The sequence below is a fragment of the Flectobacillus roseus genome (assembly GCF_030056595.1).
Taxonomy (GTDB): domain Bacteria; phylum Bacteroidota; class Bacteroidia; order Cytophagales; family Spirosomataceae; genus Flectobacillus; species Flectobacillus roseus.
This window is the reverse complement of the sequence record NZ_JASHIF010000002.1, coordinates 818,301-844,513: the sequence shown is the minus strand read 5'-3', so window position 1 is coordinate 844,513 and position 26,213 is coordinate 818,301. Positions and strand designations below refer to the sequence as shown.

The window sequence follows — 26,213 nt, the reverse complement described above, 5'->3', positions numbered from 1 at the left end:
CTTACAGCAACTTATCTCGAAATGAAAATTTATATCCACACATTACTCAACGATGCTGAAAAGCAGTTATTAGTCAACGCATTATCTCCAGAAAAAGGCTACCAGGTCAGTTTTGGCGATACCTTATTACCTGAAAATCGTAAGGAAACCTTCTTAGAGGCAAGCGTATGTATGGGTAATGTTCCCTTAGATTGGGCGGAGGAAAGTACCCAATTACAATGGTTACAATTACATTCGGCGGGTTTAGATCCGTATCAAAAATTATCGCATAGTCGTTTCCCAATCACACATCTCAAAGGATTTTTTGGTCAGTCTGTGGCAGAAACCGCAGTGGCAGGTATCATGGCAGTCTATCGTGGCATCGACCGTTTGTCTGTGCTACAAACTCAAAATCACTGGGTAGGTGGTAGTATTCGTCCTTCTTTGCATTTATTATTTAGAAAAAAGGTGGGGATTTTAGGAAATGGCGCGATTGGTCAAACGGTAGCAAAAATCCTAAAGGGTTTTGACTGCGATATTAAAATCTTTTCAAGAACGGCCATCGAAGGAGAAGTATGGTCATGGTCAGACATAGGAGACTATTTACCTGAGCTAGATATTTTAGTCGCTTGTTTGCCAGAAACTACTGAAACAATTGGCTTGATTGATGGGGCTTTTCTTAATCAAATGAAAAGAGAAGCCTTGTTTGTCAATGTAGGTCGTGGTTCGGCAGTGGACGAACCTGTTTTAATCGAAAAGCTACAAAGTGGAGCTATTGCTGGGGCTGTTTTAGATGTTACGGTTGAAGAACCCCTTCCAGAAAATCATGTCTTGTGGAATATGCCCAATGTGCTTTTGACGCAACATTCGTCAGGAGGCTGGGCAGAAGAAAACGCTGATAAGGTGAGAGTATTCTTAAACAATCTTCAACGTTTTGAAAACAATGAGCCATTAGAAAATATCGCAGATTTGGCAAAAGGATACTAGGGAGTGAGGAGTTTTGAGTTTTGAGTGCGGAGTTATCCGCATTCAAAACCACGTAGAGACGTAATATTTTACGTCTCCAAACCAAAGAACCCAAACCCAAATTACTAGTTCAAGACTTTGTCTTTGACTTTTTTTAAACAGTTTATAAACTCGAGAAAATTCTAGTCCGAGACAAAGTCTCGAACTAGCCTCTACAAAAAAATTATATTCCTAATTTTGACATCAACTTGGCGCCCATGCTGTTTTTATTCGAAATATATCGCACGCTCGCACCGATATATGGTGCTGTGCCAGGGTGATAAGTTTGAAGATTTTCTACGGCAGAATTAAAGATTTTGTCTTGCCTAAAGGTCACGATTCCTCCTTCCAAGGATAAATTGAATACTTTCAGTACGTGAGCGTTGGCGGAAACTGTGAATTTTACGTGCTGATAATTTTCTTTTCTCGCCAACTTTTCTCCTGAACCAAATTCCTGAAAACCTGCGCTGTAGCCTCCTAAAGCAATATTTCCTCCCAGATTAAACCATTCTGTGATTTTGCGAGTACCTGTTACCTGAAATGGCAAAATCCCAGAAATACGCCAATCTTCGTTGATACGTTTGTTAAAACCAAAAATTGGGATAATTCTAAATTTTTGATTGAAAGCCACCGCTGTTCCGTACATGATTTGGGTATTTAATCCCAATATTCTAACACGAGCCGCCCCACCCCACAAAAAAGGTTGTGGCGAAAAAAAAGTCTCGTTTGATTCAGTAATACCTAAGCCTCCGCCATAGAGCCAGAACTTGTCTCGCAAACTTGCTTTTAACTGAAAAACTCCAGCCGAAAGGGTTTTATAACCACCAGAGGGGGTTTCCTTCCCTGAAATGGTAGGATTAATCTGACTCAAATTGGCTACTAAAAAAGTGTGCTTTGCTTGAATATCAAACTTTTTCCCGAAACCAATTCCTACATTGAAATCAGTGGAAAGTGGCACAAAGCCAAGCGTTGAAGTACGAGTAAGTCCAAAGTCTTTGCCATCGCCCATATTGGCAGAGGGCATCGCTTCGGTTTTGATGGTAATATTAGGATAGAAAATTTGTGATATTGAGTTGTTTTGGGCATTAGCATGCAATCCTAACGCCGAAAGAGAAATTGTAAAGCAGATTTTTTTGAACATATTATCAAAGGTTATATGCGGGTTTAACGAAGAAATTCCACAAATAGTATGATGGTCATGCAACCCTCGTAGGCACTGCAACGTCTATACGAGTAGCTCATAAATCTATTCGTTTACTAAACATCTTCACATCATGAAATTTTTTGCTTACACCCTAGTATTGCTGTCGGGTATCGCCGTGTTTAGTTCTTGCAATCATCTCTTCAAATGTGAAGGCTATGCTTGTGTTTCTCCTCCTCCTATTCCTAGGTTTTCTATTTTTAATGCTTCAGGAAAAAACATTACAGACTCTACCAGTTTTTATATCCGCAGTGCTGGCGATGACACCAAGTACAAGGGTACTGTAGTTGGAACTCCTACAGCAGTTATTTATTGGGATATCATGTTTACCAAAGCAGGTAATGGCATTAAGGATTTTGAACTCTTTATAAACGATACCAAAATAGGAAACATCGTTTATGAAACATTGGTGGTAAAATCAGAATGTTGTTCTAATTCGGTGATTAATACCTTGAATTTCAATGGCAATTCTATATTGGCTTCACAAAATCAATATGGTGTTTACGAACTGAAACTAAAATGATTTAAAGATTTTTTTATCTTTTCAAAAGAACTTTCTTGAATATTCAAAGGGATAAGAATAGGATGTAATACAAGCCCTTATTTTTGTGGAGTAAGGTAAAATCAACATCCATTTTACCGCTACTCAAAGCGATTACCAGAACACTGTAATCGTGATTTCACAAAATATTTATCCCCTATGAAATATAAAATGTTGGTATTGGACATGGACGACACTTTGTTGACCGATGACCACCGTATCTCAAAAAAGAATAAATCTGCCATCGCGCAGGCACAAGAAACAGGCGTAAAAGTGGTATTGGCTTCTGGCAGACCTACTCCAGCCATGTTGAGTTATGCCAAAGAACTTGGCTTGCATCAAAATAACTCTTATATCTTGGCTTACAATGGGGCTGTGATATTGGATATGACCACAGAAGAGGTACTTTTTGAACAAAGTATTAGCAAAGAAGATATTCATGCTTTGTATGACTTTAGTCAAGAAAACGGGGTACATATTATTACTTATTTAGATGGCAATATTATAGCTTCTTCAGAATCGCCATATATCGATATTGAAACTCAAATTACAGGGATGCCATTGATTAAAGTTGATGACTTTAAGAAAGCAGTAGACCGTGATTCTGTCAAATGTATTATGCTCGATGAGCCTGAGCGTTTGGTTGAGGTTATGGCAAAACTCAAGGCGCAGGTAAATCACAAAAGTATTACTACGTCGAAACCTTTCTTCTTGGAAATCATGCAATTGGGTATTGACAAGGCCGCTAGTTTGGATAGATTAGCTCAAAAATTAAATATTTCATCCGACGAAATTATTGCTGTTGGCAATGCGAGCAACGACCTTTCTATGATTCAATACGCTGGCTTGGGCGTTTGGGTAGATAATGTAGAAGATGCGCTACGTCATCACGCAGATGTCGTTGTTGCTTCTAATAATGAAGATGGTGTTGCCGAAGTAATTGAAAGATTTATTTTGGAGGAAACTTTGGTGTAAATAGGATATATTTCCGCAAATGTTCATCAAACATGAGTCATCCCGAATTTAGCGATTTAGTGAATAAGTGGTTGAGTGATTATGTAAAAAATTCCATCAGTAGAGACGCAATGATTGCGTCTTAAGCCATTCATATCTAGCATAGTAGCATCAAAAAAGCGGTCGAAAAATATGTTTTCGACCGCTTTTTTGATAAAAATTTGGAGAATAATCCCAATCCTAAAAATTAGGGATGACTCATGTTTCAAAATGTATTTTAGAATGACGCTTTTTAGACGCAAAGTATTGCGTCGCTACAATTTAAAAAATCACTCATTCACTCAACCGCTCAATCACTCAATAATAAAAGCTAGCTCTCATAAATTGGCTTATCCCTTAGTCTAAGTCGTTGTCCTGAACGACCAGCAAACATGGCACGAATTTCGGCTATGATTGATATGGCGATTTCTTCAGGAGTACTTGCCCCTATATCCAAGCCTACGGGCGTAGCGATTCTCGCTAAATCCTCTGGTGAAATTGGACTTCCTTCTTCCTCCATTTTTGTAAACATTTTATCTGTACGCTTTTTAGGACCAAGCATCCCAATGTATTTAATGGGCGTTGCTACTAAATTTCGCATGTTTCTAAAATCTGTCTCATAGTCATGTGCCATGAGAACCGCGACGGTATATGCATCTATTTCCACTGTTTCAGCATCCTCTTTGGCAATAACATGATCTGCCCAATCAAACAGGCGTTTGTGAACCTTTAAAGGATTACACACCACTGAAACTTTCCAGCCTACTTCTTTGCTAAGTTGCACCATAGGGTAGATATCGTAATTACCCCCGTAAATCAAAATATGAGTAGCGGGTAAAATTACCTCAACAAATAACCCTACCTCGGCTCCACTGTCTAAAGTAAAATGATAAGAGCTTGATTTTTCGGAAAATAATGCGCCTTCTACAGCTTTTGTGACTTCGTCATGTATTTCGTTAACAGGAAAATCAACGGCAAATCTACCATTATCAAATTTATACACAGCTCCCAATGGTAATTGCTCAGGTATATCCGAAGCAGTCACGGTTACTACAACCGTTGGAACGCGTTTGTCAAGAATATCTAACAATATAGCGACAGGGTTATTACTATCATTTGAGTCGATAGGGGTCAGTAATACGTCAATTATGCCATTACAACCCAATCCCACTCCTATTTGATAAGGATCATCGTCGGTTGTATCGTAAGTAACAATGGTAGATTTACCTTGTGCCATCGCTAAACGAGCCCTTTTGAGTGCGTCACCCTCGAGGCAGCCTCCACTAATACCACCAATCCACTCTCCTGAATCACTCACTAGCATTCGAGCACCCGCACGTCGGTAGGATGAGCCCTCTACTCTCACAACCGTTGCCAGAGCTGCTGAATGAGTCTCAAAGTTCATTTTGAGATAGGCGTCTACAATAGCCTTAATTTCTTTCATAAATTTATCCTTTCGATAATAATATTCGGTAGTTCTTTTTCCAAGTTATTCGTCACGAATGACAATTTTACAAAATCTCAACATATACCTTCCTATTTTTTCTCCCAGCTATGCTTTTTTTCGACCAAAGGCTAATTTCTCTACCTTAAATGCTTCCAACCAATTTGATATCTACCACTACTACCAATTTGGTCAAAAGTTTGATAAGACAAGTCCAATCTTTTTTCAAATCCAAAAGGTAATTATATTTTTTCAAGACAAATAACTCTAAAAATTGTACTATTTCAAAACAACTTGATTAAATACAAGTTTTACTTTGAAAGATAAAAAATGTTTTATAAAATAGAGAAATAATTCAATTTAAAATTATCAAAACAAGTTAACATTTGGTAATTCCTTAAAATTAAATTAGAAAAATACAATTGAATTATTGATGATTTTTATCACTCTTTATCAATTTAACTTAACGAAAATATGCAATTAACAGGTTCACATACTTTGGCTGCTCCCATTGAGAAAGTCTGGCAAATGTTGATGGATACCGACATACTCGCCAAAATTGTCCCAGGGGTTTCGAGACTAGAAAAAACTGGCGAGAACGAATTTGAAGCTATTTCCGAGATCAAATTGGGACCTGTAAGCGGCAAATTCTCAGGCGGACTCACGCTGTCGGATATTGTTGAGCCATCTACTTTCACCCTTAATGTTAGTCAAAACAGCAAAATTGGTAATGCTGATGCCTCTATCAAAATCAATTTAGTGGCACTCGACGCGCAACAAACAGAAATCAGTTTTGATGGTGAGGCCAAGTTATCTGGTCTATTAGCTCGCACAGGTCAGCGGGTATTGAGTGGTGTTGCCAATACCTTGACCAAACAATTCTTCACCAATTTTGAGGAAGAAATTGCCTCCTAAGTTGGTCAAAGCATTTCATAATCAAACAAATACAAACCTTTAAATAAAAACTATCGAAAATGGAAATTAAGATTTCAGTAAATGTTAACGGCAAGAACTATGTCCGAGAAGTGGAGCCTCGCACCCTTCTTGTGCATTTCTTGCGAGATACCCTTCGATTGACAGGCACGCACATTGGTTGCGATACCAGTAGCTGTGGTGCTTGTACGATACATGTAGATGGAGTTGCCGTAAAATCTTGCACCATGTTAGCTGTTCAAGCCGACGGAAGTTCGATTACCACGATTGAAGGTTTGGCTCAAGGGGCAGAATTACATCCTCTACAGGAAGGTTTTAAAGAATGTCATGGCTTACAATGTGGTTTTTGTACTCCGGGAATGATTATGACTGCGGCAGATTTATTGGCTAAAAATCCGAATCCAAGCGAGGCTGAAATTCGCCACGGCTTGGAGGGTAATTTTTGCCGATGTACTGGCTATCACAATATCGTTAAAGCAGTGCAATATGCTGCCGAAAAGATAGGTACTGAAGTAAGTGCCTAATAGTATCACCGATTAATCATTTTTAACATTCATTCAGAAATCATGAGTAATAAATATATTGGTAAAGCCGTAAAACGTGTCGAAGACAAGCGTTTTATTACAGGCAAGGGCAAATATACCGATGATATGATTTTGCCGGGACAAACCTACGCCTATATCATCCGAAGTCCGTATGCACATGCCCAAGTCAAAAGTATCGACATCAGTCAGGCACTAGCTGCTGAAGGCGTTGTGGCAGTATTCACTGGCGATGACATTGCTCAGTCTGGCATCAATGGTGTACCAGCAGGTTGGCAGGTAAATTTCAAAAATGGAGACATTATGAAAGAGCCTCCTCACCCCTTGTTAGTTGGTACAGGAAGCACAGTAAAACACGTAGGCGACGCTGTGGCAGTGGTTATTGCGGAATCCAAAGAAATTGCCGCAGATGCCGCAGAGTTAGTGGAGATAGATTATCAGGTTTTTGACGCTGTTGTCAATCCTGCAGAGGCAGTAAAAGAAGGTGCGCCTTTGGTTCATGAATCTGCACCAAACAATATTGCTTTCGACTGGGAAATAGGCAATCCCAAAGCTGAAGTCGATGAGGCTATTGCCAACTCGCATCATGTGACTTCATTGGAATTTGTCAATCAAAGAATGGTGCCAAATCCTATCGAACCACGTTCAGCGATTGGGCATTATGAATCTTCTTCTGATAGATATACGCTTTATACCAGTACACAAAACCCTCATTTGATTCGTCTTTTGATGTGTGCTTTTGTACTCGGTATTCCAGAACATAAAGTTCGTGTGGTTGGTCCTGACGTGGGTGGCGGATTTGGGTCAAAAATTTTCCACTATACCGAAGAGGCTTTGGTTACATGGTGTTCAAAACAAATAGAAAGACCAGTAAAATGGACTTCTGAGCGCTCGGAGGCATTTATTACTGACGCTCACGGTCGTGACCACGTAACTCATGCCGAGATGGGCTTTGATAAGGATGGAAACGTTACAGCCCTTCGTATCAAAACATTTGCCAACCTTGGTGCCTATCTTTCGACCTTTGCCCCTGCTGTACCAACTTATTTGCATGGTACTCTTTTGCAAGGTTTGTACACTACTCCAAAAATTCATTTGGATATGACTTGTGCCTTTACGCATACCAATGCTGTAGATGCTTACCGTGGTGCGGGTCGTCCAGAAGCAACTTATTTATTAGAGCGTCTCATGGATTTGGCAGCACACGAAATGGGGGTGGATCCAGTTGAGCTACGATTGAAAAACTTTATTCCTCCTTTTGATGGTGTAAATCAGCCTGGCTATCAAACACAAGTAGCCTTACAATACGATTCAGGTAATTACCATGAGGTATTGAGAAGAGGTGTAGCTATGCTCGGCTATGAAGAATTCAGAGAAGCGCAAGCTGAAGCGGCTCAATCTAACAAGCTTTTAGGAGTTGGTTTTTCTACTTACATTGAGGCCTGTGGTATTGCACCATCGGCGGTAGTAGGAGCCTTGGGAGCTCGTGCAGGCTTATATGAAGTCGGACAAGTTCGTGTTCAACCTACGGGTAAAGTCAGTGTGTACACGGGTGCGCATTCTCACGGACAAGGACATGAGACTACGTTTGCCCAAGTGGTTGCCGATAAACTCGGTATTCCTTTGGAAGACGTCGAAATTCACCATGGAGATACCGAAACAGTCGCTTTTGGTATGGGAACCTATGGTTCTCGTTCTCTGGCTGTTGGTGGAAGTGCTATTGTGAAAAGCTTGGAAAAAATCATTGAAAAAGGTGCTAAAATTGCCGCACATAAGCTTGAGGCCAATGAAGAAGACCTTACGTTTGCGGATGGAAAATACACCGTAAATGGAACAGATAAATCCGTAGCGTTTGGCGATATTGCCTTGACAGCATATGTCCCTCATAATTATCCTGCGGGTTTAGAGCCAGGTTTAGACTTCTCTAGTTTTTATGATCCAGCCAATTTTACCTATCCTTACGGCTGTCATATTGCAGTGGTAGAAGTCGATAAAGAAACTGGAAAGGTTAGTCTGAAACGGTTTATTGCTGTTGACGACGTTGGTAATGTCATTAATCCAATGATTGTGGATGGACAAATTCATGGTGGTTTGGCGCAAGGGATTGGTCAGGCCCTATTGGAAGGAGCAACTTTTGATGAAAATGGACAGCTCATCAACGGTTCATACATGGATTACTGTATGCCAAGAGCCGACGATTTGCCGATGTTTGAACTTGACCGTACCGAAACTCCTTGCCCACATAACCCACTTGGAGTAAAAGGCGCTGGAGAGGCTGGTTGCATTGGATCAACACCTGCGGTTGTCAATGCTGTCTTGGACGCTCTTTGGAGTGGTGGCTTTGGACATGTCAAAGACATTTTGATGCCAACAACACCAGAAAGAGTATGGCGTGCGATGAATAGCTAAACCATCATTATTTACTGGAAATAGATTTTTTTCTAGAAAAATAACCATCAAAATTTTACCAAAATGATACCTCATTCATTTGATTATAAACGAGCGTCTTCAGTGGAAGAAGCTATCGAAATATTACAAAATGGGAGCTATGCTAAAGTACTCGGAGGAGGACATAGCCTAGTGCCAGCCTTAAAACTACGTCTCAATGCACCAGAAACCTTAGTAGACGTAACTCGAATCGAGTCGTTAAAGGGTATTGCCATCGAAGATGGAACTTTAATCATTGGCGCCGCCAATACACATCATGAAATAGCTACCTCCGCTGAAGTCCGAAACTCGCTTTCTTTTTTGGCAGATGGTGCTAGTGCCATTGGTGATGTTCAAGTGCGCAATAAAGGAACCATTGGGGGAAGTATAGCACACGCAGACCCATCAGCAGATTGGCCAGCTTTGTTACTAGCCGCCAACGCCCAAATTGTTATTCAGGGTGCAGATGGCACCAAAACTGTTGCTACTCAGGATTTCTTTACAGGATTTTTCTCAACCGTACTCGAAGAGTCTGATATTATTACCCAAATCAGAATTCCTATTCCTCCGGAAGGAACAAAATCAACTTATCAGAAATTTGTCCAACCAGCTTCTCGCTTTGCTATTGTTGGTTGTGCCGCAGTAAAAGAGCCTTCTGGAGCTACCAGAGTTGCTTTTGCAGGCGTGTCTGATTATGCGTTTAGGGACGAAGCCGTCGAAAGCGCTTCAAGTGCTGGGGTCTCAGCCGAAGAAGCAGCCGCTAAAGCAGCCGAAGGCGTTAGTATTATGTCAGACCACTATGCCTCAGAGGATTATCGTAAACATTTGGCCAAAGTTTATGCTAGAAGAGCTTTAGTGGAAGTTAGTTAAACAGGCACAGAGGAGCAAAGGCACAAAGTGGTAGGAATTGAGGTTAGGGTCGTTTATTAATGATTATTGCCATTTCCCCAATTTCAGCAATTCATTTTGTGCCTTTGTCTATCTATGCCTCAACAAAAAAACTATGTTAGACGTCACGCTTGAATCCATACGAGGTTTGTTGTTCGAACAAGGATATATCACTGACCATTCAATTGAAATGGCATTGTTTTTATCGCTCAAACTTCAAAAACCTATACTCATAGAAGGTCCGGCAGGAGTAGGAAAAACTGAAATTGCCAGAGTCATGACGCAGATCTTGGAAACTGAGCTGATTCGTTTGCAATGTTATGAAGGTTTGGACGCCTCACAAGCTTTGTATGAATGGAATTACCAACGTCAGTTGTTACATTTAAAGGCGTCGGAGGAATCTGGCATTAGCGTGGAGGAAAAAGAAAAAGGACTATTCGACGAAAAGTTTTTATTGAAACGTCCCTTGCTCAAAGCCATTCAGTCGCCACAAAAATGTGTCCTTTTAATTGACGAAATCGACCGAGCTGATGAAGAATTTGAGAGTTTTCTACTCGAAGTATTATCTGATTGGCAGATTACCATTCCCGAACTTGGAACTATTCAAGCCTCTTCAATTCCCCAAGTAATTGTAACAGGCAACAGAGTCCGAGAGCTTTCGGAGGCCTTAAGACGACGTTGCTTGTATCTCTGGATTGATTATCCTGATTTTGAAAAAGAATTAATGATTGTCCGCCATCGTTTGCCTAATATTGATGCTAAACTCGCAGAACAAATCTGTCGTTTTATGCAGGTTTTAAGAGCGCAAAAGTTAGAAAAAACACCAGGCATTGCAGAAACCTTAGACTGGGCAACTGCCTTGGCGACGCTACATTTTTCAGCTTTGGACAAAAATATCATTGAATCTACGCTTGGCGTTATCCTAAAAGACTGGAAAGATATTAGAGCTATCCAATTATCACTCAGCGAACTATTGGACAAAACAGGAGTTCAATCAAAAGTAGATTCTATCTAATACTGTCCAGATGCGTAGGCTTATTATTGGCATTAGGCAAAATGTTTTTAGAATCACACGGGTGTAAAATATACGTTTAGACCGAGGTTTAGATTTAATGTTTTTTAGAAACCAATATTTTATCAGCTCCTTAGTTGCGACAGAATTGCTTTCTACCGCAACTAAGGAGCTTTTACAAAGGATTAAAATATGTATCTTGTCTATTCAATCCTATTTAAACGCTTATTTAGGCAAAAAAATCAAGAGAAAAATCGAGAGGCAATTTTTTCCCGTTCTCGATAAATTCCCAATAACCCTACTATTACAATCATAAGCCAAAGTTCAGGCTCACTCATACGCTCCAAATCTTGTACCAAGTCAAGATTGGAATTCGCATTCAAAACTTCACGTTGTTTTCTCTTCAAAACTGCTTTTTGTGCTTCGTTTTCAAGTGCTATATACGAGGTGTATTCACTAAGGATATTGCTCTCAAAACTGTTTTTCACTAAAGTTCGCCAATATTTTTCCTGTTGTTCGGGATGAAGCAAAAGTTGTCTCCTCTGGCTTTCTAACAACATACCCGACTGCCATGATTCTTTTGAAAACGTGAGTGACTCCTCTAAAGCATTCGACTTGAATATAACTGTAGTTTTATCATCATCGGCAAGAAAATACTTCTTCCCTTCTGATAAGAATAGACGCACTTTTTTAGGATACAAAATAGAATCTAATTTTTCTGGATATCCCATCATTGGGTTTTCCAAAGTGTGATTGGTGAGTATATTCTGACTGTCTAACAACAGGAAATTAGCTCCTTCAGGAAAAGCAAAACCCCAATGTGATAATTTATTCTCAGGAAATACACCATTAGCGATCGAATCACTTAGTACGACTATAATCGGGTAAAAACTAGATTGATTTTTTGTTTCTTGATAAGCAATTTGTTGAATTGCTCTTTCTAGAAAAAAGCCCCCTTCTATACCGTCTTCCGATAATTCATCCATCCAATTATCTGTATAATCGACAGTTTTAACATAAGAATTAACCAAGCTTATCTTGGCTTTCGAGAAATGAGCAGGGTAATCTTTCTTTAACTTTTGTAATTGATATATATATCTCTGAAAAGAGTTTCCATGTGCAACATCCAAAATAAAATGAAAATAGGGTTTCCGATAGGATTCAGATAATTTTGCTTTTCCCTTGTTGGGTATAAAGATAAAATGTGGTGTATTCAGTATCACATTTTGGTGTTTATCTGCTCCTAATTTGGCTATTTTGTTTCCGATTAAAAGCTCAATAGGCTCTCTGTGAATCAACTGAAAACCAGTAGTTCTCAATTCGTTTGGCGCAAAAGGATACACATGCAATTCAACTTTATTCTCACCAGAAAAATACAATAAACCAGGATCTTTTACTATGCTTTCATTTACAATATTACGATATACCCATTTAGCTGTTTTCTTCTCCGCCAAAATTCCCATTTCTCTTTTGCCTGCAATATCTAAATAATAATTGGAGACAAAGGTTCCTACTGGCAGATTGAATTTTCCATGATATTCGGCATTTTGATTTTTACCATTCCTGATAACTAAATGCACCCAAGATTTCCAAGTTTGGGTGGTACTATCATAGACACTTTCAGTTCTAATATCTTGCAGACTTGCAATTTGATTAGGAGTAGTTTCCACAAGAATTTGTGAGGCTTTCCCAAGATAGATTTGTTCTAAATCACTAATTTTTCGATTGGACAAACTCAAATTATCCAATACCATCCATGAATAAAAAGTATCAATATAAGGAGTCCAGCTAAAAGTAGCGGGGCGGCTCTGCTTGGTAGATTTTACATATTTCAATAGTTTTTTAAGATTCACCGAAGTCGTTTGAGGCTCTTTTTCATAGTTCGGACTGTAGACATACTCGAGGGTTGTATGTAAATCGTTTCTGGCATTCCAAAAATCAATAATAATTATCGTGGGAATGAACGAAAATGATAATAATCCAGTAATTATCAGATAGTAAGCTTTGAAGCTTTTCTTCAAACCTTGAAAGTCTTGATACAATTCCGCACTGTGAACTATAAAAAGTGCACTTGGAGTAAGCATTAACACGCCAAAAACTACTGTAAAAAGTAAAATAAAAGAAAGGGGTGTATACGGTAAAAATACCAAAAAGAAATAGCAGGTAAAACTAAAGGTACTTGCTCTTAATATCCACAGACAGAGGTTAATTGTAGGGTTAAGACTTCTCGGTACACAAACAATTATACCATTTGTAATGGCCAAAATAAAAAACCATTTGTTTGAGAAGTCACCGAAAATTCCTCCTATAGGCATCAGGGTAGCGTATAGACCTAATCCAAGAAATGGAAAGATCAATGCAATGACAATTTTCCATAAAATGGCTGGTATCTTTTTGAGTAGATTTTTATTGAATATTAAAATATAAAGCGCCCTTGTAGCAAAATAAAAAAAGCTAACCATAACACCAACTATCAGAATCCAGAGGAAAATCTCTAAATAATCAGATATTTGATTTGGATGATAGACGGAGCCCATCATGAAAAAGAAAAAATAAAACCCAATCGGAATTGCCAACGAAAGTGCTAGATTTTTAGAAAAACTAACCTTGGATACATCAGGAGTAGATTCAAGGATTAGTACAATCATGGCATAAAGCAAACTTGGCATCATAAACGTAAATATGTAGACGTATTTATTACCATCAATCATCCATGCAGGTACTTCCCTCGGTACAATCTCATCGCTGTAGGTCACATATACAATTAAGCATAATAAATGCACAATCAAGGTTATCACTCCGTAGAGCAGCGGTATGTTTTTTCGAAGAATGATGAGTCGTATAGCATAAATACTTTGTATTACAAGCAATCCTAACACTATACCAGCTACTATAAACCAGTACTTTTGAGTGTCCTCCCGCAAGAGTGTATGAATTGTTTGCCATTCAATAAAGAGTAAAAAAAGTAGTACCGAAAAAGGCAGGGTGTTGGATAAAATAATCCAAAAGGGTTTAAGAAGACTTTTCATGTTGTAGACTTGTTTTGAATAGGTATTGAAAAACTAAATACGTGAAAATGAGAAAAAATAAATTGGTGAGAACCCCAACTCCTTGATGAACAGAAGAGTGATGTACTATCCAATTCTGAGGAAATGCTTGACTTAATAAAATGGAAAAACAAATTCGTGTAGTGTTGCTAACAATCGTACTCAGATATGACATCAGCAATATTGATAAGGCATATTTTGGAGAAATTTGTTTATTTTTCTGCAAAATTAAATAGGATAACATTGCAGAGCATATCAGCAAAAAATTGAAACCCGAACAGGATTTTTCTATACAAATACCTAAACTAGAAAACACATAGCCAGACGAATCATCCCAATACATTTCAGCATTGGTGAGCAGTGAAATCCAAATAGCCACTGGTTTGACAAGCCAGAGAAGTTGCGAGATATTGGCGTATTTGTAGAAAATTTTGGCACACAGAAACAGTGTTCCAAGCACGAACAAGGTAGAATATTTACTTTTCACGAACTATTTACTTTATGTAAAAGGATGTTATTAGTTAACAGTATATCTGTTATTAGAATAGATTCATAAACAGGAGGATATATTTAATGTGTATCGTAGCCGTATTATTAATTTATTCTATTCTGTTACTTAACATCATAAATTTTATGTCGTGAAGATAGAAAAGCTAAATCAAAATAAAAATTAAAGATTGAGAAATATGACTAGAGCGTAAACATTTTACCAAAAACAGCTCACACTCTAGCCAAAACTTATCATTCTATTTCATCCAAACTTCTAAAAGTCCACCTTTTAACAAGTCTTGATGTGCGATTTCAATGGCTGAAAAAGGTTTACCATTCAATTTCATTTTGTCAATCATTGGGTGACTATCCGATTGATTATAGGTTTTTATGGTAAAATACTTGCCTGAAGGTGTCTGAATTTTCACTTCATCAAACATCGGACTACCAAGGGTATAGCTCGGATTTCCTGGGCAAACTGGGTAGAAGCCCATCATGCTAAACACCAACCAAGATGACATTTGTCCACCATCTTCATTACCACTCATTCCTCCAGGACTGGTATCGTATTCTTCTCTAATAATTTTGCGTAACCATTTTTGAGTCTTTTCCGCCTGACCCGCATAGGGATATAGGTAGGCAATCTGATTATTCGGCTCGTTGCCATGCCAATAATAACCTTGTTCGAAAAGTGTATCTAGCTTTTGAATAAATCGCTCCTTTCCTCCTACTTGCGCTATTAATCCTTGAATATCATGTGGTACATAAAAGGTATATTGGGCTGGAGAACCCTCGGTTATAAAACTTGAACGTTGGGCAAATGGGTCAAATTTCGGAATCCAAGAACCATTTGCATATCTTCCTCTTGCCCAGCCAGTTTGTGGGTCGATGACGTTTTTGTAGTTTTTAGCCCTTTGTGCAAGTATTTCTGCATCTGCTTTTTTCCCCAACTTTTCTGCCACTTTTCCCAAAACAAAATCATCATACGCATATTCGAGCGTACGTGAAACCTGCTCGCGCTTATGAAATGCCTGCCAAACAGAATCCTCTAAAGGGATATAGTTGTACTTGAGATAGCTTGTTAAAGCTCTTCTTCCTTGACCTTGCTCGTAACTTTTGGCGTCAGGATTAGGCTCAAAAGCATTTTTACGCATATAGCGATAGCCTTTTTCGATGTCAAAACCTTTAATTCCTTTGATATACGCATCTCCGATGGCGGATATTGCATGGTCACCAATCATGGCAGCCGTATATTGATTCCAGCATGGGAAGATAGGCAACCAACCACCTTGTTCGGCCTTAACAATCAATGATTGCATCATGTCTGCGGTACGTTTTGGCTCTAAAATCGTATGCAGAGGATGGACAGCTCGATAAGTATCCCAAAGGTTGAAATCTTCATAATAGGTAAATCCTTTTGCCGTTTCGATCTTTTTGCCTCCAGCAAATTGAGGGTATTTTCCGTCATAATCTGAGAAAACTCTTGGTGTCAATTTGGCATGATAAAGTGCTGAGTAAAATAAAGTTTTATCATTTTCTGACCCTTTTACTTGAATTTTACCAAGTGCCATATTCCATTGGTTGGCAGCACTTTGCCTTACTAAATCAAAATTCCAATGCGAAATTTCTGACTTCAAATTATTACGTGCGCCCTCAATACTTGTAAAAGAAGTACCGATACGAATGTTTACCTCTTTTGAGGTAAATTTCACAAAAGCCCCTACATTTTCACCAACTGCTTTTCCTTGAGCAAACGCCTGTTTTGGTGTAATAACATTTTTCAACCATGTTCCAAAATCAGTAACATCTGAATCAAATTGTATGACAAAATAACCACTAAAACCTGCTGGCTGGCCAGAACCTTGGTAGATTCGATGCACGGGATTGTAGCCAACAATTTCTCTTTTTTCTGGAAAAACCTGTACAAACCCGACTCCTTCATCAGAATTGGGTTCTACAATAAGATAGTTCGCTTGCTGATTAGGATATTTAATTTTAAAAAATCCGCTTCTACAAAGTGCCGTCATGGCTACTTTGATACCCGAACCTTCGAGGTCAACTTGATATAAGTCAGGTCGTACGATTTCTGTTTTTCTGGAGTAACTTTCTGCCCTTTTATAAGGATTGATCTCTACTCCGCCTACTTGTGGCATAAGAGTCATCGTGCCATAATCTTGCACACAACTCCCATTCATCCAGTGACTTGCACGAAAGCCCTGAATTTTTCCATCGTTAAAATAATAAGGAGGAATACATTTTTGTTCGGTGGCTCTGGTTTGAGGTGTCCAAGTAGTTAGCCCCTGTGGTACGCCAATCATGGGCACCACTTGCCCTTTGAGTTCTGAGCCTGCCTCGCTATGTTTTTGGGCACTCGGCGTGGTACTAGGAGCCGACCCAATCAAGGGATTGACATAATCGAGTGGTTTTTTCTGAGCAAACAGAGAGGTTGAAACTGATAAAATAAATAAGATTTTTTTCACAATTGAATTAAATTAGTAGAGACGTCGCAAGCAACGTCTCCAAAAGATTTAAGGGAATAATGTATCTATTCGTAAGCCTGTTCGATTTTTGAGAAATATTTATCAAACAGTTTTTGAGCTACTTGATTTGGACTTCCTTTTGGCGTAGCCATAAAATCCTTATGTGAAGTCACCCACGACCATTCCCATTGTTTGATTTCCTTTTCGAATGCCTCATGCTCATATTTCTCTCCTTTTTGATGCGCTGTAGTCAAGGCATCGAAGAATTTTTTCCAACGAACTTTGTAAAAATCCTTCATCAAGCCATTCCATTGGCGATTTGAATATTCGTGTAGTGGCGAATTAGCATCACCCCAAAGCGTGATTAAATCTCTGGCATTTTGCTCATACAAGTCTTTTTCCACTGGGGTAAAGCCACAAGCACGGGCTTCTTTAATCCATTTACCCAAAAGAAAATCCTGACGAGTTCCCAATAATTCGTCCATATCGTCCATCAAAACCAGATATTCCTGAGCATATTTTTGGAAGTTAGTCCAATCATTATTACGGTAAGCGGTTACCCATTTTTTCTGTAAAGGCAAGGCATAATTTGCTAGAACTTGTCTCGAAATATCAACTAAATCATACTGAAAACCCTCTTTTGCCCCATTCGTTTTGATAGACTTTATCATCAATTTCCAAGCAGGCAATAGCTCTTTGGGAGGATAATTCAATTTGGTTCTTGTCCAAATAGTTGTTGAGTCAAAGGTTGGACGACCCGTCAAAATAGACTCTGCTCCATCTCGAATCGTTGTTCCATTGTAGGCAGTCTTTTTAAGAATTTGCCAAACTTCACGGTTTTCTGGGGTCACTTTTCCGTAACGATTTCGGATATATCCATCTAACCATTGATCTAAATCCAGAGGCGAACTATCCCAAGCATGGCGCATTGTCAAGGCATACAATACTGGATTTTGCTCAATTGCTTCCATTGTCAAACCCAAGCCTTGTAAATTTCCTTTGTTAGGGTCATTCAGCGCTTGAACGGGGCCATTGGCAACTCCTTCAATTCTACCAAAAAGATTGACATTCCCACCAAAATTATGCAACATATTCCAAACCCAAGGTTTACCGTAATAAGCTTGCGTACGTTTCCAAACAGGTTCAATTTCAGTTGCCAAATCTAGCAATAACATTTTATCGTTCGGCACCGCTTCCAAAAGAGCCTTTACCTGTGGTTCTTTCCAGAATTTTCTATCAGAATAAAACAACCATGCTTGCATTACCCATACGGCTTTGGGATCGGCTTGTTGCATTCCTTCATAAACTTTTGCACTCAGTTTTGATAAAAATGCAGGTTCATCCGAAGGTGGTTCGTTTTCGTTGAAAGTATCAGCAGAGTAAAAATGGTCTGTACCAAACATTTTCGTTTGCTTCTCTAAAAACTTCTTGCCCAACTCAGCAAAAAGCGGGTCTTCAGCATCCAAAATATAGGTATCAGCAAAACCATTTGTCCAGTTAGTGGCTTTGAGTTTAGCTTTGGGAAAATGCTTTTTGAAAGCTTCAGGCACATGTCCTGTGAAGGCAGGCAAAACAGGTTTCATTCCCAAGGCTCTTTCTCGCTGAATTATCTTCTTTTGTAATTCATGATGACTTTTCATCCAGCTCAAAGGCAATGGACCACCCCAACCGTCAAGATTTCCCATCCAAAACCATGAAAAATATGCAGGACCAGAGAAAAACCCTTTCAAATCATCGTTGCTAAAGCCCATTTCCTTGTAGACTTCGTACCAAGTATATTCTTCGCCAGTGATTGCTAAAGGCATATTGATGCCGTGAAGCGCCATCCAGTCAATTTCTTTTTCCCAACGTTTCCAATCCCACCATGACATACTATAGTTGAATGTACAATAGTTGAGATAGTATCTGTAAAGAAAATCTGAGTTCTTTTTAATGGGAGTTTTGAGCGTTGGCAACACCTTTGGTAATGCCAAGTTGGAGCCATTCCATGTGATTTGGCAATGACAATATTCATTCAAATAGTAATTAAACGCCGAAGCGATACTTACGCCTGTACTTCCTTTAAGGATAATTTTGCCGTTTTTCGAACTGATTTCAAAAACATCCTTTCCGTTTTCTTGCGTAAGATAACCCACTTCAAAGGAATTGGCTCTGGTCGGGATTATTCTTTTAATTAATGCTTTAGACTCTCCTAAATCGATTTGGGCCGATATTTGAAAAAGACAAAGCAAACTTACCAACAGCGTTAGAGATTCTTTTTTCATAATATGTTAATTAAAATTGGGTAAGTAAAAAGAAGCTTAATGTTAATAGTATATTCGTTATTTGAAGGTGCTCATAATCAAAAATTTACAGCAAAATTTCACCTACGATATACTATTTATCCAATCTTTTCTACTCCATAAAATCTGTTTTTTGAAAAGTTTAAATAGCTTCAATAATTAGAATATTACATTCACAATTCTCCACTCACAATTCAGTATTAATACTTATGACCTATATTTTCAAAAATAATTTATTTCTATACAAAAAATACAAGCCCGCTAGTTGTAAAAACAAAACGCCTGTTGCAATTCCAAAGTTTTGGGCATCCACTGTTGCGTTTTGTAGGATTCCATCTAAAAAATAATGTGCTGTCGACTCAAAATTAATGATATTATGAACCGCCAAGTATATCGTAATGGAGTTGGTACCAATCCAAATAAAAGGTTTTACTACTGATTTAAAACCCAAAATATCTACAAACCAATAAAAGAAAGTAAACAATAAAACACTTATACCACCCGTGATTAGCACAAAAGAGGAAGTCCACACAATTTTGTTGATCGGAAAAAACAAGCCCCAAAGCTCGGCTAAGGCCACCAGACCCAATCCTATCAGCACTAAAGCCCCTAAAAGTCGGTTAGTAGTTAAATTTAGAGGATTTTTCAATAAAAATCTTGCAGTAAAAGCTCCCATCAATGCATTACAAATAGCAGGGATAGTTGATAATATTCCCTCAGGATCATATACTTTTCTATGTAATTTCCCCGGTAAAAACAATCTATCAAAATAGGCAGTAACATTGCCTTCTTTTGTAAAATTGTATACTCCAAATTCGGGAACTGGATAAAATCTAACGACAAAGAAATAGCCTAATAAAATTCCTGTAAAAGCAACTATTTGGATACGAACAGAAGTATACAATACCAAAATCCCAGCTCCCAAGCAAGCTAATGCAATTCGGGCAAGAACACTGGCAATTCTAGTATTCTCATAGCCTTGAAATTTGAAAAAACCATTCACAACAACCCCGAGGATTATCAAAATGACTGTTCGCTTTAGCAAATGCCCTAGGATTTTAGATTGCGGATTGGGATCAGCAAGTTCTCTTAATTTTAGAATCTGGCTTTCAAAACTCAAAGGCATTGAAAAGCCTGCCATAAAAATAAAAAGTGGGAAAATGCAATCGTAAAAGGTTAAGCCATTCCAATCACTGTGATGCAACTGGGAGGACATCCAAACGGCTGGAGGCCAGTTCGAATAGCTTGCCCATGTATGGATAAAAGCCTCGCCTCCAATAATCCAAAACATATCAAAACCACGTAAGGCATCTAAAGAATCTAGTCGTTTTTTCAACATAAATATGCTACTTATGAGTGCGTTATTGTTTTAACGTAAAACCAAATTATTCTAAAAACTACTCAATCAGACTATCCATATCCCCAATTACACACATTGCCAAAGTTTTTGACTTTGGCAATGTGTAAGCTAGGTATTAATGCTGAATTGTGAGTGGTGAATTGTGAATATAAAAATCAAATTATCAACACTTTACATCTCCAGTTTATCAAATTTAATTTTGCATTTATACTGATATTTTAGAGCTAAATTGTAATCTTTCCATTTCGGATTGTGGATGTTGAATTGCGGTGGGATACTTCCTTTTTTTACTATATTATCTTCTACTTCAAACATTAGAAATCCCAAATCAAACATTACCTTTCCAATCCTACCTCAAAATTCAGTCCTCCAACTTAAGGTTTGGTGCAAAATAAGATTTAAGATTTTCATTTCAGGGACAAGGCAACAGGCACAAGGCAAAGAGTGTTAAAATGTTTTTTAGTAACGACAGATATATTTTGCCGAATGCCCAGAGCCAAAAGCCGAAAGCTCAAAAATTAAATCCTATTTTGCCTACTAACTTAATACCCCGGATTTTGGGTAAGTAATCTGTTGACTTGCAAGGCATTTGTTGGAATCGGGAAGAGACGTTTACGAATATCACTATCAGTTTTCACACCCCATTTATCCTCATATTTTCCAAAACGAATCATGTCATTGCGGTGCCATGTCTCCCAAGTAAACTCACGAGCACGCTCTTCGTATAAAGTTTGTAAACTCACAGAGGTCCAAGCAGGAGAAGTAGTACGTTTTGCGCGAACCTCATTCACCAAACTTAAAGCAGTCTGTCCATTGGTGGCAGTTCCTCCTCTTAAAATTGCCTCTGCCTTCATCAATAGTACATCAGCATATCTGAAAATTGGAACATCATTATTTTGGTTACGAGTAGCTGAAGTTGAGTCACAGTAAAATTTGTTATTTCTATAACCCATATTCCAAGCTTTTTCGTCATTGCCAAGGTCGAAACTTGCCGCATTTTTAATTACTACATTCGGTGTAATTTCCACCTGATAATTTAGCGTAGCAGAAGCATCAGCACCTTTGTAGTCTTCGTCAAAACCTTGTTTTGTCGTGCTCACCATTACTGGATTACCTTTATAGTCAAATTGTTTTCCTGTAATCCATTGCTGATTTCTTACGTCTTTTGAATCGTTGAAATACGCATAAAACTCAGGTAAAGTACTACAAGCAGCACTAGGCGTAAAAGGCAGACTATATTTCGCTCTCAAGGATCTTGGCAAGGCATAACGCGCATAGAACATGTAACCATTCGGAGCAGAAGCATCATAAGGAATGGCATAAATAAATTCTTTAATTTGCGGACCGTTATTGATAAAAAACATTTTTCTGTAGTCTGACTCTAGCGCAAACTTTCCAGAGCTGATGATTTTATCACAAGCCGCAATGGCGTCGTTCCAGCGAGCTGTACCAGTGTAAACCTCAGCATTCAAATACATTTTTGCCAAAATCGCATACGCCGTAAACTTAGTTGGGCGACCATAGGTTTCTTGTCCAACAGTTTCGCTCAACGTTGGGATACTTTCATTTAACTCTTTTTCAATGAACTTAAACACATCTGCACGCGCTGTAGTTTTGGCTGTTGTGGTATCGCCAAACTGTGTGGTAACAGGTACATTGCCCCACAAATCCATCATCATAAAATAGCACATCGCACGCATGGTTCTCAATTCGGCGATTGACGTCTTTTTGGCGTCAGATTCGGCAGCCTTAGAAATCAAGAATATATTTTGGTTACTGATTGAAATGGTTGAGGTTAACCAGTTCCAAGCCCCTTGAACGTGCGCATTGTCACGATTCCACGTATGTTTATGGTGTTGTTCATATCTGCCACCATCATACCAGTTACCACCACGAGCTGGTAAAATGGCCTCATCGGTACTCAAAGACTGTAAAAACCAATACTCTACAGCAAAGCTTTGACGAAAACTATTGTAGGTTGGCCCTGCGGCTTGAACAAACTGAGCGGTAGTTTGAGGAAATACGTCAGGGGTTAGCTGAGTAGTTACTGGTACATCCAAATCATGGCAGGAATACAGCCCGATTGCACCAAAAAATAGAATAAATATATTTAAAAATCTTTTCATCGTTTTCAAAATTTGAATTGAACCTAAAACTTTTACTGTGTAAATTTTAAAAGTAAAACAGGGGATTTTCTTTTAAAAAGACGCATTTACACCAATTAAGAAGGTTCTAGTTTTAGGATAAAAATTATTTGCATCTACACCTGGCGCAAGACCACCTTGGTTGATTTCAGGGTCAATTCCTTTATAACCAGTAATGACAAACAGGTTATTTACAGAGCCATACACTCTCACTCTTTTGAAATTTTTTCCTAAATTTTTGAAAGTATAGGCTAAAGTGGCATTATCCAATCTCAAATAAGAACCATCTTCAATAAATCTTGATGAATAGCGGTATGAGTTGAAATCAGCAGCCGATTCACCTGCTACTTCTACAGGAATATTGGTAAATCGAGCAGTGCTTGGTCTAAACAAATCTGCACGGGTTACGTTCATGATTTTATTCCCAATCACCGAACGGAAAAATACATTCAAATCAAAATTTTTGTAGGTAAACGAGTTTGTCCATCCTAACAACAATTTTGGTTGAGCGTTTCCGAGCATACGGTAGTCTTTACCAATCTCAGGACGGGTTGTCAACTCGCCGTTTGCTTTGTAGTATTGTGAAATACCATTCGCATTTTTTCCAGCGTACTCGTACGTATAAAACTGACCGATAGGCATACCAGCCACGATAACTTGTACTGTTTCACCTGTTTGACCTCCGCCATCTGGCTGTACAATCTTTACAGAATCTGTTTTGAGGGTAGAGTTTGACAGGCTTTCAATTTTGTTGCGGTTATGTGCCAAGTTCAAAGTTGTATTCCATGAAAAATGTTTTGTTCTAACAGCAGCCACATTTACCGTTAACTCTGCACCTTTGTTGCTCATTTTACCTACATTGGCAGTCAATGAACCATTAGGATACAACACTGTACTCACTGGATAAGTCCAGATTAGGTCAGAAGTAGTTTTGTCATAAACTTCCAAACTACCGCTAACTTTTCCTTTTGCCACAGCAAAATCAACTCCTATATTGGCTGTAGCTGTTTTTTCCCAACCTAAATCAGGATTTTCATTTTGTAAAGCACCAATGGCAGATTGTTGTGTTCCGTTGTAGTAAAATGTACCAACATTTCCATAAATCAATTTGGTAGTATAAGGACTAAAACCCAAAGAGTTACCTGTTACCCCATAACTTACACGCAATTTGAGTTCATCAAAAATCTTCTGATTTTCCATAAACGACTCATTGTCTACACGCCAAGCCAATCCAACTGATGGGAAATACCCCCAACGTTTATTGGTTCCAAAAACAGACGAACCATCACGACGAACAGAAGCCTGTAACAAATATTTGTTTTTGAAATTATAGTTCAAACGAGCAAAATCAGAAATCAAACGCACCTGTTGATAGTTATCGCCTCCGTAGTTTACACGGAAAGAAGGGATAGCGTATGGGTTACCCATACCAAGATTGTTATAGCTGACTGCATCTACTGGGAAGTTGGTACTTGTAGCCTGAAAACCATCTCCGTTGATACTTTCTTGCCAAGAATAACCTAGAACAGCGTTGATGGAATGATCACCGAATTGTCTATCCCAAGTCAAGTAAGTTTCTAGTAGATTCTGACGATTCTCGTATGAGTTGCGGGTAGCAAAACCATTTGTACCAACCAAATTTATGAAAGATGGGTTACCTGGGGGTTCTGGCGTACTTCTGATATTGTTGTAGTATTGTGTGTAATAGCTGTTGTAATATGCCCCATAGTTGGTTTGAAAACTTTGATAAGAAAGTTTCAAATCATACGTTAGTCCGAAAGGTAATTTCACCTGTGTGAAGAATGTACCAATGAGACTTTTGTATTTCAATTTTTCAGTACCATTTTCAATTAATGAAACAGGATTATAATAACTACTTTTGTTGAAGTTATCGAACCAAGTACCATTAGGATTTTTAATTGGCGAAGTCGGTAAATACGTCAACATTTGTGCAAGCACGGTATTTCTATACGGAACCCAATCAGCGTCACTCATAGAGTTGGTTACAGACAAGCCGAATTTCAATTTATCATTCATTGCTTTTTGCTCAATCGACAAACGAGCAACCACACGGCTCAATCCAGAAGATTTTATGATACCTTGTTGGTTGAAATAGTTGATACTGGCATTATAGACTGTATTTTCTGTTCCACCACCAAAAGATAAATTATGGTTTTGGGAAAATGCTTCGCGACGTTGTACTGCATCTTGCCAGTTGGTATTAGCTCCCTTGTCGTCGTCGGCAGTTAAAGCCTGTCCATTGGCAGAAAGAAAAGATTTCAACTGGTTGGCATCCATCATTTCATATTTATTCGAAACTTTATCAACTGCCATATATGCTCCATAAGACACCTGCATTTGTCCTTTATTGGCACGCTTAGTAGTAACCATAATCACACCATTTGAAGCACGGTTACCATAAATAGCCGTTGCAGCGGCATCTTTCAATACATCCATAGTAGCGATATCATCTGGAGCAATGAGTGAAATATCTGCACCAGGCACACCATCAATTACAAAAAGTGGTGATTGCGCTCCGTCACGAAGTGTAGAAGCCCCACGTAAAATAATCGCCGCAGAACGGTTTGGATCGCCACTACGAGTAATATTTAATCCAGGAACCTTTCCTTGAAGCAATTGACCAACATCTGAAATAGCCCCCTTGTTTAGGTCTTCAGGCTTAATGGTAGTTACCGCAGAAACCAAGTTTTTACGAGACTGTGTACCATAACCTACGACCACAACTTCTTCTAAGTTTTGGTTTTCAGGTTGAAGAGAAAGCATAATTTTGCTTCGACCAGCCACACTCACTTCTTGCTTTTTATACCCAACAAATGAGAAAACTAATACCGCATTGTTATCTGGCACTGCAATTTTAAAATTACCAGATCCATCTGATGTAGTTCCTCTTGTACTACCTTTTACCAACACCGATACCCCAGTCAAAGGCTGACCTTTTTCGTCAGTTACTTGTCCTGTTATGTTTATATCGGCGTTTATTACGTTTGGGAGTTCTTTCGTATTAGTCGTTTGAGGAACAATTTCTATTTCCTTTTTACTAAGTACTATTCTGTTACCAACGACTTCATAAGAAATATTTAAAGGAGTCAAAAATTCATTAAGAATCGTTGACAAACGGTTATTGTCGAAAGAAAGGTTTACTTTTCTCTCTGATTGAATCAAATTTGGACTGTAAATAAATTTTACATCAGCAAGTCTTTCGATTTGCGTTAAAGCTCTTTTAACTGTGATTGTTTCTGGTTTCAGAGAAATACTCTTGTTGAGTACCTCTTGAGAAAAAGCATCGTTTGCTAGGGTTATCCCACAAAACACAAACGACAGCAATAGCTGGGTCAAAGTGATTCGCATTGCTTCGGAGAGAATCTTTTTAAATAGTACGTTTTTTTTCATAATTTTAATTGTTTTTAACTGTAACTGGATAAAAA

At 38.5% G+C, this 26,213-nt stretch carries 17 protein-coding genes; 8 read left to right on the top strand and 9 right to left on the bottom strand.

Annotation, left to right across the window (positions count from 1 at the left end):
* The first annotated feature begins 21 nt into the window (after positions 1-21).
* On the top strand, positions 22-966 hold the full coding sequence (locus QM524_RS03595) for a D-2-hydroxyacid dehydrogenase (RefSeq protein WP_283343528.1): 945 nt from the start codon (positions 22-24) through the stop codon (positions 964-966).
* Between the two features lie 202 nt (positions 967-1,168).
* Here the strand turns inward: QM524_RS03595 and QM524_RS03590 are convergent, their stop codons facing one another.
* Positions 1,169-2,125, bottom strand: coding sequence for a hypothetical protein (locus QM524_RS03590; protein WP_283343527.1), 957 nt, complete (start codon positions 2,123-2,125; stop codon positions 1,169-1,171).
* Between the two features lie 133 nt (positions 2,126-2,258).
* Between QM524_RS03590 and QM524_RS03585 the strand changes: the two genes are divergently transcribed.
* Both QM524_RS03585 and QM524_RS03580 read left to right on the top strand, forming a co-directional pair.
* Complete coding sequence (locus tag QM524_RS03585) at positions 2,259-2,708, top strand: hypothetical protein (protein ID WP_283343526.1); 450 nt, start codon at positions 2,259-2,261, stop codon at positions 2,706-2,708.
* Between the two features lie 177 nt (positions 2,709-2,885).
* Entirely contained in the window at positions 2,886-3,701 is an 816-nt protein-coding gene (locus QM524_RS03580) for a Cof-type HAD-IIB family hydrolase (RefSeq protein ID WP_283343525.1), read from the top strand.
* A gap of 349 nt (positions 3,702-4,050) precedes the next feature.
* On the opposite strand, the gene QM524_RS03575 is transcribed toward QM524_RS03580, so the two are convergent.
* On the bottom strand, positions 4,051-5,163 hold the full coding sequence (locus QM524_RS03575; protein WP_283343524.1) for an XdhC family protein: 1,113 nt from the start codon (positions 5,161-5,163) through the stop codon (positions 4,051-4,053).
* 474 nt (positions 5,164-5,637) lie between these two features.
* Between QM524_RS03575 and QM524_RS03570 the strand changes: the two genes are divergently transcribed.
* The 5 genes from QM524_RS03570 to QM524_RS03550 all read left to right on the top strand — a co-directional run bounded on the left by QM524_RS03570 (position 5,638) and on the right by QM524_RS03550 (position 10,968).
* Complete coding sequence (locus QM524_RS03570) at positions 5,638-6,078, top strand: CoxG family protein (protein ID WP_283343523.1); 441 nt, start codon at positions 5,638-5,640, stop codon at positions 6,076-6,078.
* A gap of 59 nt (positions 6,079-6,137) precedes the next feature.
* Positions 6,138-6,620: a (2Fe-2S)-binding protein gene (locus QM524_RS03565; protein WP_283343522.1), complete on the top strand. Its 483-nt coding sequence runs from the start codon at positions 6,138-6,140 to the stop codon at positions 6,618-6,620.
* Positions 6,621-6,662: 42 nt separating this feature from the next.
* Entirely contained in the window at positions 6,663-9,047 is a 2,385-nt protein-coding gene (locus tag QM524_RS03560) for a xanthine dehydrogenase family protein molybdopterin-binding subunit (RefSeq protein WP_283343521.1), read from the top strand.
* A gap of 63 nt (positions 9,048-9,110) precedes the next feature.
* Positions 9,111-9,935, top strand: coding sequence for an FAD binding domain-containing protein (locus tag QM524_RS03555; RefSeq protein WP_283343520.1), 825 nt, complete (start codon positions 9,111-9,113; stop codon positions 9,933-9,935).
* 133 nt (positions 9,936-10,068) lie between these two features.
* On the top strand, positions 10,069-10,968 hold the full coding sequence (locus tag QM524_RS03550) for an AAA family ATPase (protein WP_283343519.1): 900 nt from the start codon (positions 10,069-10,071) through the stop codon (positions 10,966-10,968).
* Between the two features lie 239 nt (positions 10,969-11,207).
* Here the strand turns inward: QM524_RS03550 and QM524_RS03545 are convergent, their stop codons facing one another.
* From QM524_RS03545 to QM524_RS03520, 7 genes are all read right to left on the bottom strand, one after another.
* A complete protein-coding gene (locus tag QM524_RS03545) occupies positions 11,208-13,994 on the bottom strand; it encodes an MSEP-CTERM sorting domain-containing protein (protein ID WP_283343518.1) in 2,787 nt (928 codons plus the stop codon).
* On the bottom strand, positions 13,978-14,472 hold the full coding sequence (gene xrtK / locus QM524_RS25970) for an exosortase K (protein ID WP_388046289.1): 495 nt from the start codon (positions 14,470-14,472) through the stop codon (positions 13,978-13,980). The genes QM524_RS03545 and xrtK overlap by 17 nt, the downstream gene beginning before the upstream one ends.
* Before the next feature lie 286 nt (positions 14,473-14,758).
* The gene (locus QM524_RS03540) at positions 14,759-16,981 is read right to left on the bottom strand and encodes a GH92 family glycosyl hydrolase (RefSeq protein ID WP_283343517.1); all 2,223 of its coding nucleotides are present in this window, start codon (positions 16,979-16,981) and stop codon (positions 14,759-14,761) included.
* A 65-nt stretch (positions 16,982-17,046) separates the two neighbouring features.
* Entirely contained in the window at positions 17,047-19,245 is a 2,199-nt protein-coding gene (locus tag QM524_RS03535; RefSeq protein ID WP_283343516.1) for an alpha-N-acetylglucosaminidase, read from the bottom strand.
* Between the two features lie 232 nt (positions 19,246-19,477).
* Entirely contained in the window at positions 19,478-20,602 is a 1,125-nt protein-coding gene (locus tag QM524_RS03530) for an acyltransferase family protein (RefSeq protein WP_283343515.1), read from the bottom strand.
* Positions 20,603-21,165: 563 nt separating this feature from the next.
* Positions 21,166-22,749, bottom strand: coding sequence for a RagB/SusD family nutrient uptake outer membrane protein (locus tag QM524_RS03525; RefSeq protein WP_095163690.1), 1,584 nt, complete (start codon positions 22,747-22,749; stop codon positions 21,166-21,168).
* A 72-nt stretch (positions 22,750-22,821) separates the two neighbouring features.
* Entirely contained in the window at positions 22,822-26,178 is a 3,357-nt protein-coding gene (locus tag QM524_RS03520) for a TonB-dependent receptor (protein WP_283343514.1), read from the bottom strand.
* Positions 26,179-26,213: the final 35 nt, after the last annotated feature.